Annotated in this window: 14 protein-coding genes; all 14 read right to left on the bottom strand. The window is 35.9% G+C overall.

Translation table 11 applies throughout. The features are described 5' to 3' along the window. Position 1: 1 nt before the first annotated feature. Positions 2-532, bottom strand: a complete 531-nt coding sequence (locus DB895_RS02760; protein ID WP_116723818.1) for a complex I 24 kDa subunit family protein — start codon at positions 530-532, stop codon at positions 2-4. 3 nt (positions 533-535) lie between these two features. After that, positions 536-1,774 carry an NADH-quinone oxidoreductase subunit D gene (locus tag DB895_RS02765; RefSeq protein WP_116723819.1) on the bottom strand — a complete coding sequence of 413 codons (1,239 nt, stop codon included), beginning with the start codon at positions 1,772-1,774 and terminating at the stop codon, positions 536-538. A 26-nt stretch (positions 1,775-1,800) separates the two neighbouring features. Further along, positions 1,801-2,319, bottom strand: coding sequence for an NADH-quinone oxidoreductase subunit C (locus tag DB895_RS02770; RefSeq protein WP_116723820.1), 519 nt, complete (start codon positions 2,317-2,319; stop codon positions 1,801-1,803). A gap of 4 nt (positions 2,320-2,323) precedes the next feature. Next, on the bottom strand, positions 2,324-2,872 hold the full coding sequence (locus DB895_RS02775) for an NADH-quinone oxidoreductase subunit B (protein ID WP_116723821.1): 549 nt from the start codon (positions 2,870-2,872) through the stop codon (positions 2,324-2,326). A gap of 87 nt (positions 2,873-2,959) precedes the next feature. Beyond that, on the bottom strand, positions 2,960-3,325 hold the full coding sequence (locus tag DB895_RS02780; protein ID WP_116723822.1) for an NADH-quinone oxidoreductase subunit A: 366 nt from the start codon (positions 3,323-3,325) through the stop codon (positions 2,960-2,962). 286 nt (positions 3,326-3,611) lie between these two features. After that, positions 3,612-3,809 (bottom strand): cold-shock protein, encoded by a 198-nt coding sequence (locus tag DB895_RS02785; protein ID WP_116723823.1) that lies wholly within the window; start codon positions 3,807-3,809, stop codon positions 3,612-3,614. Between the two features lie 133 nt (positions 3,810-3,942). Then, entirely contained in the window at positions 3,943-5,688 is a 1,746-nt protein-coding gene (gene aspS / locus DB895_RS02790; protein WP_116723824.1) for an aspartate--tRNA ligase, read from the bottom strand. 356 nt (positions 5,689-6,044) lie between these two features. Then, on the bottom strand, positions 6,045-7,670 hold the full coding sequence (locus tag DB895_RS02795) for a hypothetical protein (RefSeq protein WP_116723825.1): 1,626 nt from the start codon (positions 7,668-7,670) through the stop codon (positions 6,045-6,047). A gap of 11 nt (positions 7,671-7,681) precedes the next feature. Next, complete coding sequence (locus DB895_RS02800) at positions 7,682-8,371, bottom strand: hypothetical protein (protein ID WP_116723826.1); 690 nt, start codon at positions 8,369-8,371, stop codon at positions 7,682-7,684. Positions 8,372-8,637: 266 nt separating this feature from the next. Then, positions 8,638-10,914 (bottom strand): helix-turn-helix domain-containing protein, encoded by a 2,277-nt coding sequence (locus DB895_RS02805; protein ID WP_116723827.1) that lies wholly within the window; start codon positions 10,912-10,914, stop codon positions 8,638-8,640. A 141-nt stretch (positions 10,915-11,055) separates the two neighbouring features. After that, on the bottom strand, positions 11,056-11,649 hold the full coding sequence (locus DB895_RS02810) for an OmpH family outer membrane protein (RefSeq protein WP_116723828.1): 594 nt from the start codon (positions 11,647-11,649) through the stop codon (positions 11,056-11,058). Between the two features lie 251 nt (positions 11,650-11,900). After that, positions 11,901-12,749, bottom strand: coding sequence for a class I SAM-dependent methyltransferase (locus DB895_RS02815; RefSeq protein WP_116723829.1), 849 nt, complete (start codon positions 12,747-12,749; stop codon positions 11,901-11,903). A gap of 5 nt (positions 12,750-12,754) precedes the next feature. Beyond that, positions 12,755-13,264, bottom strand: coding sequence for a hypothetical protein (locus tag DB895_RS02820; protein ID WP_133242634.1), 510 nt, complete (start codon positions 13,262-13,264; stop codon positions 12,755-12,757). 61 nt (positions 13,265-13,325) lie between these two features. Beyond that, complete coding sequence (gene mnmG / locus DB895_RS02825; RefSeq protein ID WP_116723831.1) at positions 13,326-15,197, bottom strand: tRNA uridine-5-carboxymethylaminomethyl(34) synthesis enzyme MnmG; 1,872 nt, start codon at positions 15,195-15,197, stop codon at positions 13,326-13,328. Between the last annotated feature and the right edge of the window lie 100 nt (positions 15,198-15,297).

The raw sequence follows: 15,297 nt of genomic DNA on the forward strand, positions 1-15,297 counted from the left end.
ATTATTTATCGTGTAACGTAATTTTATTATCTCTACAATCAACTATCAGTTGGTCAATTTTTTCTTTATTCAGATGCTCTTTGTAAAAATCGCCCAATTGCATCATTGGAGCATATCCGCAAGCGCCTAAACACTCCACGCCTCTTACTTCAAAGAGTCCGTCGGGGGTGGGTTCGCCTATTTTTACGCCTAATTTGTCGCAAGTATAATCCATCAAGTCTTCCACCCCGTTCAAACAACATGGAGAAGTTTGACAGAATTCGAACATGTATTTCCCAATTGGTCTTTGATTGTACATCGTATAGAACGAAACCACTTCATATACTTCAATAGGCTTAATGCGTAAAATTTCAGCAACTCTATCCATTAATTCAAGACTCAACCAATTCTCGTGAGCATCTTGAACTTCGTGTAAAACGGGCAACAAAGCTGATTTTCTTTTATCTTCAGGGTAATGACTAATCAATTCATTGATGCGAGACATCAATTCCTGAGTCATGTTTATTTCTTGTTTGTAATGTGTATGTTCCATAATTTATGCGTCTAATTCTCCAGCAATTACATTTAAACTGGACAAAATTACAATTGCATCAGATAATAATGCACCTTTTATCATTTCTGGATACCCTTGGTAATAAATAAAACAAGGTCTGCGAAAGTGCAATCTATATGGGGTTCTGCTTCCGTCAGTTTCCAAATAGAAACCTAATTCTCCATTGCCACCTTCCACTGCATGGTATATTTCTGCAACCGGAACGGGAATTTCACCCATCACAATTTTGAAATGATAAATCAAGGATTCCATATCGTGATACACATCTTCCTTTGGAGGCAAGTAGTAATCCGGGACTTCTGCGTGATATTCGTTTCCTTCAGGCATTTTGGCCAATGCTTGACGAATGATACTCAAACTTTCCCAAACTTCGGCGTTACGAACACAAAAACGATCGTACGTATCGCCTGATTTTCCAACGGGTACGATAAATTCAAAATCTTCATAAGACGAATAAGGATGCGCCACACGAACGTCATAATCAACTCCTGCGGCACGTAAGTTTGGGCCTGTAAATCCGTAAGACATTGCTTTTTCAGCAGAAATTGGTCCAACATTTACGGTTCGGTCAATAAAAATTCGGTTTCTTTCAAATAGGTTTTCAAATTCTTTCCAAGCAACTGGAAAATCCTCTAAAAACACGTCTAATTTACGGAAAGCCTCTGGCGACCAATCTCTTTCGAAACCGCCAATTCTTCCCATATTTGTTGTTAAACGAGCTCCACAAATTTCTTCGTAGATTTCGTACACCTTTTCTCTAAATTGGAAAACGTATAAAAATCCGGTATATGCACCCGTATCTACACCAAGAATGGAATTACAAATCAAGTGGTCTGTAATTCGTGCCAATTCCATTACAATAACTCTAAGATATTGGGCTCTTTTGGGAACTTCAACACCTAACAGTTTTTCTAATGTCATCCACCATCCCATGTTATTGATGGGTGAAGAACAATAGTTCATTCTGTCCGTAAGTGGCGTAATTTGGTAAAAAGGACGGTTTTCGGCAATTTTTTCGAAAGCCCTGTGAATGTAACCAATAGTTGGTTCCGCTTCGAGAATTTTCTCTCCATCCATCAACAAAATATTTTGGAAAATACCGTGTGTTGCGGGGTGAGTAGGCCCTAAATTTAGAATCGAAAGTTCACTTCCGTCTTCGTTTAGTTTCTCCTGTATTATCTTAGCATATCGATGCTCTGGTGGTAATAATAGTTCTGACATTTATAGAATGTGAAAAATTATATTTTTTAGCTATTTATTGTTGTTCTTCCAAAGAATCTATCATCCTTATCGGTTCTTCCTGCATCTTCCATCGGAAATTCTTTCCGCATTGGGAAAGAAATCATTTCATCCATATTCAAAATGCGTTTCAATTGCGGGTGGCCTATGAAATTTACACCGTAAAAATCATACGTTTCCCTTTCCATCCAATTGGAACAAAGGAATATATTTGAAATAGTTTTTATTTCCGGAGTTCCATTGAGGTATGCCTTAATTCGGATACGTTTGTTTTCGTACCAATTGTGCAAATGATATATTATTGCAAACTGATGGTTTTCATCATTATCTGGATAATGAACACCACATAAATCAGTCAAAAAATGAAATTGTAAGGTTGGATCATTTTTCAAGAACAAAATAATAGCAGTATTTTTGTCCGCTTTGATTTCAAAAGAAAAAATGTCTCTTTCTTGCTGAAAATTGAAAGCACTTTCGCCAAATGTTCCAACCAATTTATCTTGAATGTCTGTATTTTCTAAAGCCATTTCGTTATTTGATATTATAAGAAGCCAATAATTCTTGGTACTCAGGCGAACTTCTTCTTCTTACAGATTCGCTTCTTACCAATTCTTGCAATTTCATCACGCCATCCACAATTTGTTCGGGTCTAGGCGGACAACCCGGAACGTAAACATCTACCGGAATCACTTTGTCGATCCCTTGAAGAACGGAATAGGTATCAAAAATACCACCTGAACAGGCACAAGCACCAACGGAAATAACCCAACGGGGTTCTGCCATTTGTTCATAAACCTGACGCAAGATAGGGGCCATTTTTTTGGATATCGTTCCCATTACCATTAGCATATCCGCTTGACGGGGAGAAAAACTTACCCGTTCAGAACCAAATCTTGCTAAATCATAATGTGAAGCCATGGTGGCCATAAATTCTATTCCACAACAAGAAGTGGCAAAAGGAAGAGGCCAAAGAGAATTAGCTCTAGCCAAACCCACAACGTCATTCAGTTTTGTAGCGAAGAAACCTTCTCCGACAACTCCTTCTGGCGGGGCAACCATTTTTATATTTGAATCGCTCATTTTTTATTGTTTTGAATTAAAAATTTTGAATTTTGAATTAAAAATGAATAGCATCTAAAATTTAGCATTCAACATTTAAAATAATTTTTATTCCCATTCCAATGCCTTCTTCTTGATGATGTAGAAAAAACCCACCAAAAGCAAAAGCATAAAAATGACCATTTTAACCATTCCTTCTATTCCTAATTCCTTAAAATTAATTGCCCAAGGATATAGGAAAATAACCTCCACATCAAAAAGCACGAAAAGGATGGCAACAAGGAAATATTTTACAGAGAAGGGAATACGCGCATTTCCCACAGATTCAATCCCGCATTCGAAATTTTTGTCTTTGGTGGCAGAAGATCTTTTGGGACCTAATTTCCCAGAAATCAATATCATACTAACAACAAAACCTACTGCTACCAGAAGTTGTATTAAAATTGGAATATAATCCGACTGGGTTGATTGCATAATTACGTAAATTTATTAATCGAAAAAATTTGGCACAAAGATAGTCGTCAAGAATTAATTGGCAATGAAAAGTATAAATTTCCTTGTAACTATATAGATGCAAATTTACAATTTTTATTAATTATAAATAACAAAAAATTTTTACTTTAAGAAGTGTTTAAGTTTAGTTGAATCCAAACCTAAAAAAAGTTTTGTTTTGAATAAAATATGTGCAAAAAAAAACGTCCCGAAACGAATCGGAACGCTTTAAACATTCTGTTAGGTAATAAAAATAATTTTATTTTTATTAGTCCAAAACTGCTACTTTCGCAGCAACTTTTCCTTTTCTTCCTTCTTCTTCTTCATAGCTAACTCTGTCACCTTCACGCAATTCTTCTGCGTTGATTCCTGATGCATGAACAAAAATGTCTTTTCCTGTTTCTTCGTCTGTAATAAATCCGTAACCTTTAGATTCATTGAAAAATTTAACTGTACCTGTACGCATTGTAATAGTAATAATAATTTATAATGAGGCAAATGTAATCTTTAATTTCATACGAAAGACGCTAATGTGTTAATTTTTTATAAAAATTATTGATTTTCAGCGTTTTCCAATTTTAAATTGAATAAAAATTATTTTAAACCAACTTAATATGTAATTCTTTTAATTGGGTTTCATCAATTACGGAAGGAGCATCTATCATCACATCGCGTCCGGAATTATTTTTTGGAAAAGCGATGAAATCACGAATCGTTTCCTGTCCACCTAAAATAGACACCAATCGGTCTAATCCGAAAGCCAAACCTCCGTGTGGCGGAGCGCCAAATTGGAACGCATTCATCAAGAAACCAAATTGATCTTCGGCTTGTTCTGGTGTAAATCCTAATAAAGAGAACATTCGGCTTTGCAACTCTTTATCGTGAATTCGGATTGAACCACCTCCAATTTCATTTCCGTTTAATACCATATCATAGGCATTTGCACGAACTTTTCCCGGATTGGAATGAATGAGTTCCAGATCTTCCGGTTTTGGTGAAGTAAACGGATGGTGCATGGCGTGATAACGGCCGCTTTCTTCGTCAAATTCCAATAAAGGGAAATCGACCACCCAAAGTGGAGCGAATTCTGTTGGGTTTCTCAATCCCAAACGAGTCGCCAATTCCATTCTTAAAGCAGAAAGTTGTGTTCTGGTTTTATCGGCGGGGCCAGAAAGCACAAATATCATATCGCCAGCTTTGGCTCCAGTTATTTTTGCCCAATTCGTCAAATCGTCCTGGTCATAGAATTTGTCAACAGATGATTTGAACGTTCCATCTTCGTTGCATTTTACATACACCATTCCGCTGGCGCCAATTTGTGGACGTTTTATCCAATCAATCAAGCCGTCAATTTCTTTACGAGTATAATTTCCAGCTCCAGGAACTGCAATTCCCACAACCAATTCTGCAGCGTTGAAAACCGGGAATTCTTTGTGTTGTGCAAATTCGTTCAATTCACCAAATTCCATTCCGAAACGAATGTCCGGTTTGTCATTTCCATACGTTTTCATGGCATAGTCATAGGTGATCCGAGGAAATTTTTCCACTTCAATACCTTTTATTTCTTTCAACAAATGGCGTGTCAATCCTTCAAAAACATTCAAGATATCTTCTTGTTCTACAAACGCCATTTCGCAATCGATTTGGGTGAATTCCGGTTGTCGATCTGCACGCAAATCTTCGTCACGGAAACATTTTACGATTTGGAAGTATTTGTCCATTCCGCCCACCATCAATAATTGTTTGAAAGTTTGTGGCGATTGTGGCAAAGCATAAAATTGCCCTTCGTTCATTCTTGAAGGAACAACAAAATCTCTGGCACCTTCTGGAGTCGATTTGATTAAATAAGGGGTTTCTACTTCACAGAAATCTAAATCTGAAAGGTATTTTCGCACTTCCATAGCTACTTTATGTCGGAAAAGTAAATTGTTTTTTACGGGATTTCTTCGAATGTCAAGATACCGGTATTTCATCCGAATATCTTCTCCTCCATCGGTATCATCTTCAATCGTGAATGGTGGCGTAAGTGCTGGATTCAAAATATTTAATTCTGAAACTAAAATTTCAATGTCGCCAGTCACCATATTTTTGTTTTTGGCTTCACGCTCAATCACGGTTCCTTTTACTTGAATTACAAATTCACGACCAAGGGTTTTGGCTAATTCAAAAACAGCTTTGTTGCTTCGACCTTCATCAAAAACCAATTGAGTAATGCCGTAACGATCCCGCAAATCGACCCAATTCATAAATCCTTTGTCTCGTGATTTTTGTACCCAACCTGATAGTGTAACTTCGGAATTTATATGCGAGGCGTTCAATTCGCCACAGTTATGACTTCTATACATTATTTGTATTTTAGATTACTTCATTCATTCGCCCTTTTGGGTCGGGTGCAAATTTAGGACTAATTATGAATTAATGAATTGAGAAATAATGAAATTTTTATTTACTGTTTCTGGTCATTGAATATTATGCTGTTTTAGCTTTAATGACGGTTTATAAAATGGGTAAAAAGATTACTTGTGAAATTTCCATAAAAAAACACCTAGGAACATAGGAAAAACAACTCATGATAATAAATTTTTTCATGGTTAATGAAATCCATGTAAAAAAATCTATTAAAATCACTGAATTTAAACCCTATGTTTCTAAGTGTTTAAAAAATTTGGTACCGTCTAGGCATTAATCTAGACGACCATTTTTATCCTTTTAGTAATGCCTTACAAAGTGCATCCGAAAGTGTAACCTCGATATTATTGTCGGCTTTTGCTATAGTAATTGTTCTTAGTTGTGACTTATTTCCCGCAAATACCATGAAATCATAGGTTTGACCTACTTTAAGTTTATCTGTTACAATTTTGTTGTCAAAACGGTTGGCATAGTACACATAATGAAATAATTTCCAAGCTCCTCCCACTTCTCTGTAATATACTCTCGTACCTACTGGAGGATAAATTATGGTATTAGAACACATTCCTTTGTAGGTTAACGAAACCAATTGTTTTTTTATAACAGGTGCAGTAATATCAATCGTACCACCTTTACACAAATCTCCTTTTGCAAAAATCTTTTTAACTAATAATCTATTGTTGTCAATATCAAATATTTCGATTTCTATAGGCATATTGGTTGGAGCATTTAAAAACATCTCTTCTGTTCCATCTTGAATTTGAGTCTCTGATGAATGAATTGACTGATACCAGGTATATGGATAATAGGTATATCTAGTTGTTAAACGGCAGTTTACAGGAGTAGTAGCACCATTCCATTTTAATTTTATTTTTGCTAAATCGCATCTGCTTGAAGACCCAAAATAATCTAAATTGAAATAACTCAGGTGACTTGTTTCAAAACTAACATAAAGTGAACCGTCCGTATCTGCTTTTACCTTACCTGTTGATTCCAATTTCCATTGTCCATTGTCATCCTCATAACTCCAAATATCAAGATTGTCACCTGCTTTGTAGGCTTGGCTTGTTTCTGGATTAAAGTTCGTTTTACTTAATGTCATTTTTACCGCAACTTTTCCTCCTTCAAAAGTCCTTACATTTTTACCACCAATCGTCATGTTAATGGCCGCAAAACCTGCCGATACAAACGCACCAGATGCAGTCGTTCCGTCTAGCATTTTAACATTGTCTGGCGTTAATCCTCCAGGGAAATAAGCCGTTCCGTCATTCCCTTCAGAAAAACTAATCACTTCAGTATTTAATGCTCCAGACAATGGATTTCCGTCTGCATCTCTCATTTTAACGCCAAGAGGTACTGTTATTTCTGTAGTAACTCCGTTAGTCAAAGTGTTGCTGGCAACTATATTAATTACTTTGTTTAAACCCGTCAGATCACTTACATTTCCAGAAGTGTCAGTAGCTAGTCTAATTCCAGCAGGCAAAGTTGCTTTTTTTACCATAGCAACTTCAACAAAAGCATTATTAATGTCTTTAACAAAAGTGATTGGCACGTTTCTTTTTAAATACCCCGTAGCTTCAACAATAAGATTTACGGTATACGTTTTTGAATCTGTTATAAATTCAACTGATGGGTCTAACAACAGTTGCAATGTACCTCCTTGAATAGTAAATACTTTTTTACCTTCAATGTTCCAAACTTTTGCAGCATCAGGACCTGTAATTTTAACGGTTGTGTTGTCTAAATCTGTATTCAATTTACCTGCCGCTACATTTGAAACGTCATTAACGAAACTTACCTGAGCCACGTGCGTCATGAAATCCTGAGATACAATTACGTCCGTTTTAGGCATATCACAATTAGTGAAAAACCCAGTCAACAAGACTGTTAAAATGGGAATAATAAATAATTTTTTCATAGTTTTTGGTTTTACAATTTATAGTTAATATGAAACATAATACTTGGCAAAAATGTAAATTTATTCAACCAATTTTGAATTTCATGACTTTCTTTCTCTTGTTCTTCATTTGGAGTAAGCATTTTTGTTGCATCAAAGATAAAATTAGGTTTTTTTAGAAAATAACCACCCATTTCAAAACCAAAACCCAATTTGTGTTTTGGAACCGCTCTTCCAAAGCCTATACCTGCGTAAGAAGCTATTCCAGCCCAGTCGGCACTTGTATTTATTTCTCCTACTTTGTCTTTTGGTATTACTATATCACCGTACTTAACTTCACCAGCGGGTATTAATATGGCACTTCCCTTGGTCGAAATATGGGACACCCCAGAAACCAATTTGAAGGAACTCTTTTTAAAAGGGGTATAATCTAACAAAGCTTCATAATTCATAGATTTGAAATTAGCGTCAACATCAATAAGTCTGTCGTTTAATTTAACTCCATCCCGTTTCTGATGAATATTTAAATAGGATCCTTGAACCCTTACCGACAAATGATCTGTAAACGATCTTGCATATCCTAAGCCTAATCCTAAAGATCCAAAATTAAGCAAAATCGCATTTTTTTGGTCTTTCTTTGTTTCTGAAATTTTACCATTATCCTGAGCATTAACGGTAAATAAAATAAATAAAAAGGGCAACAGTAGTAATTTGTTCTTCATATTTAATTGGTTTTTGGTTGCCTACTCTGTTTAGGATTTTCGGCTTATTCCTTTTAACTTAATTTAGCTCTTGCGATTTCAAATGGTATATAAATAGCAAGATAATTCGCTAAGATATATATTTTTTTAACATATAAGCTATTTTTTTTAACATAAAAAACAGCGTCAGGATAAAATCTGAAATTAGTAGAGTATATAAGGAATGTAAAAAGGAATTAAATAAATATGTGACATCAAAACACATCCATGAACCCAATTCATGTAATTTACTTCATATTCAAACTTGCTTTGAACATTTTTAACTCGTCCCAAGTAAAGGTGTTGCCGTATTTTTCCTTTAAAGGATTTAAGGAATCTTCGGTATATCCCTCAAATGCTTTGGCTAGTTCTTGAATTTTATCTTCTGTTAATATGTCTGATATGGAGACGGTTTTAGCTTCAATAAGTTTGGCAAAATGCCCGCCTATAGTTTGTTGCGTGAGTTTTCTGATTGCTGCAATTTCCTGAATCGATTTGTTTTGCTGCCACAATTCGTATGTTTCTTGAACAGTAGATTTTTTAGTTTCTTTTGTCTTAGATGATTTCTTAGAATTGTATCGTTCAATGTCATATTCGTCCTCAATGAGCGTGACATTTATCTTTTTGAAATCTTCCTGAATCCGTTCCAGTTTCCGGATTTTGTAATATTTAATTTCTTCCGAAATTAATTTTTCTTTAGAGATCGTTTCGCCAGAAGCAATTGTATTGATTAATAATTTGGCTCTCATCAATCGTAAAACTACTTTTACCTGTAAATCTTCCAAGAGGATTAATTCATCATAAAAAGCTTTCACTTTCTTGATGCGTTTTACTTCTTCTAGTTTCCAAAGAATTTCGTTGACTAAGTTGTCCATCGGAAGAAAAAAATAATCAAATGCCGCTTGAATCCGTTCGGAAACAAAATTAACGTCAAACATATCTGCTGCAAAAAGCTTGTCTAATTGTGAAAGAAATTTTCTTGCTGGTTCTACCAATTGTCCTACAGTTTCTGAATTGTTTTTGGCCCAAATCGCATGCTTTGATTTGGTCGAACTTTCTGATTTCTCACTATAGCTAAACTGGTGATTGCGCCATTCCTGTGCCAAATCACCCCAGTCGAAGGTGTTTTTAAGGTAATTATGAATAAAGTTTTTGGTTTCCAATTTCAAAGAATTTTTCAAGACTTCCTCACTGGCTTTATTTAGGGCATAATCCATCACCTCTTGATCGTTCGAAATGCCATTCATTCGTAGTGGAGAAAGTAAAATCAAGCCGTTTAAAGAGCGCAAACGCGACAACGCGACATAAGCCTGACCCGGAAGAAAAACTTGCGAAACATCAAGAGCTGCTTTGTCAAAAGTTAACCCTTGGCTTTTATGAACTGTAATGGCCCAAGCCAGTTTTATGGGATAATGCACAAAAGTTCCCAAAACCTCTTCCTCGATTTCCTTGGTCATTTCATCAACCTTGTAGCGAATGTTTTGCCATTCGTATTTTTCGACTTCAATGGTTTTGTTTTCCTCTGGAAAGTGAATGAGAATTTCCTGCCCAGAAAGTGATTTAATGAAGCCCATTTTACCATTAAAATATTTTTTTTCAAGTGACAAATCATTTTTTATAAACATGACCTGTGCCCCTACTTTCAATTGCAAATTTTCATCGACAGGATAAATTTTATCTGGGAAATCACCCACAATTTCGGGTTTGTATTTCACTAATTTCCCTTCCAAGTCCGAAAGTGCCTGAGCATTCATCGCATCCGCTTTAGCATTATGGGTTGTTAAAGTGATGTAGCCTTTGTTGGCTTTTAAATCAAAATCAGGTTTTACATATTGATTCAAATTCTGAATGTCTTCCTGTGAAATTTGATTGTTGCGCAGATTATTCAAAATCGAGATAAATACATCATCCGTTTGACGGAAAATCTTGGAAAGCTCGATATACAAAGGCGGATTTTGCTGGATAACATGGGAATGAAAAAAGAATTTTCCTTTGTAATAATTCTTCAAAGTTCTCCATTCCTCATCCCGAATTACAGGCGGCAATTGCAACAAATCACCAATAAACAAAACCTGAACGCCGCCAAAAGGGATTCTTTTTTTCCGAACGGATTGCATCATAAAGTCCATCGCATCTAACAAATCGGAACGAAGCATACTCACTTCATCAATGATAAGCAGTTCCATGTTTCTTATAACCGCTTTCTTCAAACCGCTCATTTTGAAATGTCTGGCTAAAGTGCTTTTGCTTTCAAACTTCACCGATTCGGAAAAATGCGGAGCTGAATTATCGGGAATGAAACCGCCAAAAGGCAACTGAAACATGGAGTGAATCGTCACACCGGAAGCATTCAAAGCGGCAATACCTGTAGGCGCGACCACCACCACATTCTTATGTGTGGATTGAATAATTTCTTTTAAAAGTGTGGTTTTTCCAGTTCCGGCTTTCCCAGTAAGGAAAATGGATCGTTGCGTTTGATTGATGAATTGGAGCGTGTATTTTGCTGCCTCAGATAGGTTTTCCATTTGGCGTGTAATTAAGTGGCTAAAATATTCAAAATAATTTAATGGAGTTGTTTTTAGATTATTGTTTTTCAGAATATAACCTACAAAAAAACCTTCAATCTAAATCAGATGAAGGCTTTTAAAATTTTGCTTATTTAGGATTTATTTCTTTTTTTCAATCGCTTCCAGTTCCGCTTTGGTATCGGCTTTAACATCTGTTGTTGGTGCCGATTTGTATTTTTCATTTAAGAGTTTAACGATTTCATTTGTAATATCATATTTATCTTCAGCATATAAAATAGAAGCCGCCTCGCCTGTTCCATAAATATAAGCATACCCTTTTTCCTTACCGTAACCCTTAATGAATTTTTTTACATTCTTAACCAAAGTATCCATTTCAACTCCGCTTTCTTGTTGTAATTGTTGAATCATTGCTTGCTGAGCATAACTCAACTGCTGTTCCCTTTTTTGTAAAGCTGCACCGTTTTGTTGTGCCCATGCCTGACCATTGGCTTGCGCGTTTTTTTGAAAATTAGCAGCGTCCGATTTAAAACGGGCTACTTCTCCTTCTAATTCTTTACCCATTTCTTCCGATTTGGCTTTGTATTTTGCATCAATATCTTTGGCTTCCGTATATTCTTGCAATAGTTTTGAAGTATCCACATAAGCAGTTTTAATTTCTTTGACTTCTGCCGATTTATTATTACATGAAATGATAGAAAATGCTAATGCGATAATTATTAATGATTTTTTCATTATGGGATTTTATAAGTTGATTTTTTATTTGGACTCAAAAGTATAAAAATTTAAGTTACAAATTTTACACGTTAAAAAATTTCAGGGGATTTTTATAGTTTTATTAACTATAAGGTACGATTATTACTTTGAAATACTATATAATTTAAAACTATTGGTTTTGGATTCAAATAAAACGATTTAAAAGCCTTTCTTTTTAACGACAACAAATGACTGTTAATGTTGCAAATTATCGAACCAAGGCTTTTATTTTAATTTTTAGCGTTTTTTATCACATAAATATGAGAAGAATACTCAAAATTTTGTTTCGCCTTCCAATTGGATTGTAAACCAATGAAAAAAGCTTTGATGAAATTCATTTTTCCGGATTTGTATTTTTCTGAAAGTAAGGAGACATAAAACGCATCAAATTTCATGGGTAAGACTTTTATCGTTTCCATATCCTGTTTTTGAAAAAGCACTTTTATGGCTGTTTTCGAGAAATGCCACAAATGCCTTGGGACGTCATAAGCGGCCCAAAAAATTCCGTAATATTTTGCATCGAAAGAATTGAAATTAGGAACCGCAATCAGAATCGTTCCGTTAGGTTTTAGCAATCGTTTCAATTCCATTATTTGTTTTTCGATGTTTGGAACGTGTTCCAAAACGTGCCACATGGTAATTACGTCAAAAGATTGGTCTTCTAAAAGACTCGTATTATCAACAAATGAAACTCCTTTTTTAACCGCAATTGCCTTTGCTTTACCATTAGGTTCCACTCCAACGCATTTCCAACCATCCTCATTTGCAACGTTCAAAAACTCTCCCGTTCCAGCACCAATATCGAGAATTGATCCTTTTAAACCCTGTAAACTATTAATTAAATTGAGTTTGTTTTTTAAAGCAATATTTTTCACAAAGTGATACGCTTTTTCAAACACAGATCGCTTTCCATCTGTATGGGAAATATAATCCTCACTTTCATAATATTTCGGCAAATGGATTTCATCTGGTTGCGGGTGCGTATATACCAAATCTAGTTTTTCATCACGATACAATTCAAACGTTTCTTTGGAAACAGAATGATCATTTACAGTAAGAAATAATTTTTGTTTTGACATGTCCTTTATTGATTGTAAAATTCGTCTTTTAAACTTTTTAAATAGGTTACGGCTATATTTTGAAACAAAGAGCCGTCTTTCAGGCAGTCTTCATTGCTGGAATTAATCATCGAAATGGCAATAAATTTCCTCTGGTCGTTGGATCTTGCATTTTCTGGTTCTTGATTTACAACAGCAAAATTAGAATTGATAAAATACTTTTCAAAATCGGCTTTGTCATAAATAATAATTTTGTATCTCTCCTTGTCGATAGTAATCCAGAACTCGTTTTGAAGATAATTATCCGTTTTGAATCTAGCGGAAAGGAATTGTTCAATAGGCAATTTCTTTACATTGTTTTCAAAAATGAAAGCTGTCAGGTTATTATTTCCAATAATTTCTTTTCCGTTTGGAACTAAAACATAATCCGTAATTTGAACGGATGGTCTTATTCCAACGCAACTGTTTAGAACAATAAAAACAAAAAACAATATAACTTTCCTAATCATAACAAGGGCTAACAAGATTTGTTTCACGTGAAACAAAAGTTTAAAGAACTATTAAACACCTACTTTCCTCCTTTGGGGGCTTGGGCACTTATCTTCCCATATAAATTAACAACACCGAAATGTCACTTGGTGAAACGCCACTAATCCTTGAAGCCTGGGAAATCGTCACCGGACGAATCTTGCTTAACTTCTGTTTGGCCTCAATCGACATCGATTTGATTTTATTGTAATCGAAAGATTCCGGGATTTTTACGTCTTCCAAACGGGTTAGTTTGTCGGCATTGTTTCTTTCCTTTTCGATATAACCCGAGTATTTTACTTGAATTTCAGCTTGTTCTAAAATCTCCTGATCCACCTCATTCGCTTCGACATATGCCGCCACTTTTTCAAACTTCATCATGTCTTCCAAATCAATTTGGGGACGGGAGAATATCTTGAACATTTTATCCGATTGATTTACTAAAGCTGTTTCCTTTGCTTCCAAAATTGGATTCGCTTCTAAATGGGTAACGCTGGTTTCTTTGAAAAAAACAACCATTTTCTCCGATTCATTTAGTTTATGTTCCATCCTTCTCAAACGCTTTTCAGAAGCTAATCCTATTTCATGAGACATAGGCGTTAGTCTAAAATCGGCATTATCCTGACGTAAAAGTGTTCTGTATTCAGCTCGAGACGTAAACATTCTATATGGCTCTTCAGTTCCTTTTGTAATCAAATCATCAATTAAAACACCGATATAGGCTTCGTCTCTTTTTAAAATCATTGGTGCTTTTTCCTGTACTTTTAACGCCGCATTGATTCCTGCCATTAATCCTTGAGAAGCCGCCTCTTCATATCCGGTAGTTCCGTTAATTTGCCCAGCGAAATATAATCCTTCCACTAGTTTTGTTTCTAAAGTGTGTTTTAATTGGGTTGGCGGAAAATAATCGTATTCTATTGCGTAACCTGGACGAAAGAATTTTACGTTTTCAAAACCAACCACGGAGCGCAAGGCTTTGAACTGAATGTCCTCAGGTAGAGATGTAGAAAATCCGTTCACATACACTTCACACGTATTCCAACCTTCAGGTTCTACAAACAATTGGTGCCTTTCCTTGTCGGCAAAACGGTTAATTTTATCCTCGATTGAGGGACAATATCTCGGCCCGAGACTTTTAATCCTTCCGTTGAACATGGGTGAACGATCGAAACCTTCTCTTAAAATGTCGTGAACTTCAAGCGAAGTGTACGTCATGTGACAGGATTTCTGAATTACTAATGGTTTTGTGACGTCCGAATAAGAGAATTTATCGGGTTTTGCATCCCCTTTTTCCTCATTCATTTTGGAGTAATCAAGCGATCGACCATCTACCCTTGGCGGCGTTCCAGTTTTCATTCTTCCAGATTCGAAACCAGCATTCACTAAATCTTCGGTAATTCCGTATGCCGCACTCTCACCTGCCCTGCCCCCGCCAAATTGTTTGTCTCCAATATGGATCAATCCGTTAAGGAAAGTTCCATTGGTTAAAACAACAGACTTGGCTTTGATTTCAATACCCAAGGAAGTTCGAATTCCCTTAATTTTTCCGTTTTCGATGATTAATCCTTTGACCATTTCTTGATAGAAATCAAGATTCGGGGTTTGCTCCAACATCAGTCGCCATTCCTCGGCAAAACGCATCCGGTCACTTTGAACCCTAGGCGACCACATTGCAGGACCTTTAGACTTATTCAACATCTTGAATTGGATTGCAGTTTTGTCGGATACAATTCCGGAATAGCCGCCAAGCGCATCAATCTCCCGAACGATTTGTCCTTTCGCGATTCCGCCCATTGCCGGATTACAGGACATTTGCGCAATGTTTTGCAAACTCATGGTAACCAACAAAGTTTTGGCGCCCAAGTTCGCCGCCGCCGCCGCCGCTTCCGAACCGGCGTGACCCGCGCCCACCACTATTACATCGTATGTGTCTTGAAACATTTTATTTTTGATTTCTGATTTTTGATTTCCGGCTCAACAAACCGAAATTAAAATCTTTGTTTTTTACTATTGTTCCACGTGAAACATTTTATTTTATATT

The sequence above is a fragment of the Flavobacterium psychrotolerans genome (assembly GCF_003097635.1).
Lineage (GTDB): Bacteria > Bacteroidota > Bacteroidia > Flavobacteriales > Flavobacteriaceae > Flavobacterium > Flavobacterium psychrotolerans.

What these genes read in the sequence shown, in the direction of transcription:
- DB895_RS02760 (WP_116723818.1), bottom strand. Translation starts at nt 532, where the DNA reads ATGGAACATACACATTACAAACAAGAAATAAACATGACTCAGGAATTG.
- DB895_RS02765 (WP_116723819.1), bottom strand. Translation starts at nt 1,774, where the DNA reads ATGTCAGAACTATTATTACCACCAGAGCATCGATATGCTAAGATAATA.
- DB895_RS02770 (WP_116723820.1), bottom strand. Translation starts at nt 2,319, where the DNA reads ATGGCTTTAGAAAATACAGACATTCAAGATAAATTGGTTGGAACATTT.
- DB895_RS02775 (WP_116723821.1), bottom strand. Translation starts at nt 2,872, where the DNA reads ATGAGCGATTCAAATATAAAAATGGTTGCCCCGCCAGAAGGAGTTGTC.
- DB895_RS02780 (WP_116723822.1), bottom strand. Translation starts at nt 3,325, where the DNA reads ATGCAATCAACCCAGTCGGATTATATTCCAATTTTAATACAACTTCTG.
- DB895_RS02785 (WP_116723823.1), bottom strand. Translation starts at nt 3,809, where the DNA reads ATGCGTACAGGTACAGTTAAATTTTTCAATGAATCTAAAGGTTACGGA.
- aspS (WP_116723824.1), bottom strand. Translation starts at nt 5,688, where the DNA reads ATGTATAGAAGTCATAACTGTGGCGAATTGAACGCCTCGCATATAAAT.
- DB895_RS02795 (WP_116723825.1), bottom strand. Translation starts at nt 7,670, where the DNA reads ATGAAAAAATTATTTATTATTCCCATTTTAACAGTCTTGTTGACTGGG.
- DB895_RS02800 (WP_116723826.1), bottom strand. Translation starts at nt 8,371, where the DNA reads ATGAAGAACAAATTACTACTGTTGCCCTTTTTATTTATTTTATTTACC.
- DB895_RS02805 (WP_116723827.1), bottom strand. Translation starts at nt 10,914, where the DNA reads ATGGAAAACCTATCTGAGGCAGCAAAATACACGCTCCAATTCATCAAT.
- DB895_RS02810 (WP_116723828.1), bottom strand. Translation starts at nt 11,649, where the DNA reads ATGAAAAAATCATTAATAATTATCGCATTAGCATTTTCTATCATTTCA.
- DB895_RS02815 (WP_116723829.1), bottom strand. Translation starts at nt 12,749, where the DNA reads ATGTCAAAACAAAAATTATTTCTTACTGTAAATGATCATTCTGTTTCC.
- mnmG (WP_116723831.1), bottom strand. Translation starts at nt 15,197, where the DNA reads ATGTTTCAAGACACATACGATGTAATAGTGGTGGGCGCGGGTCACGCC.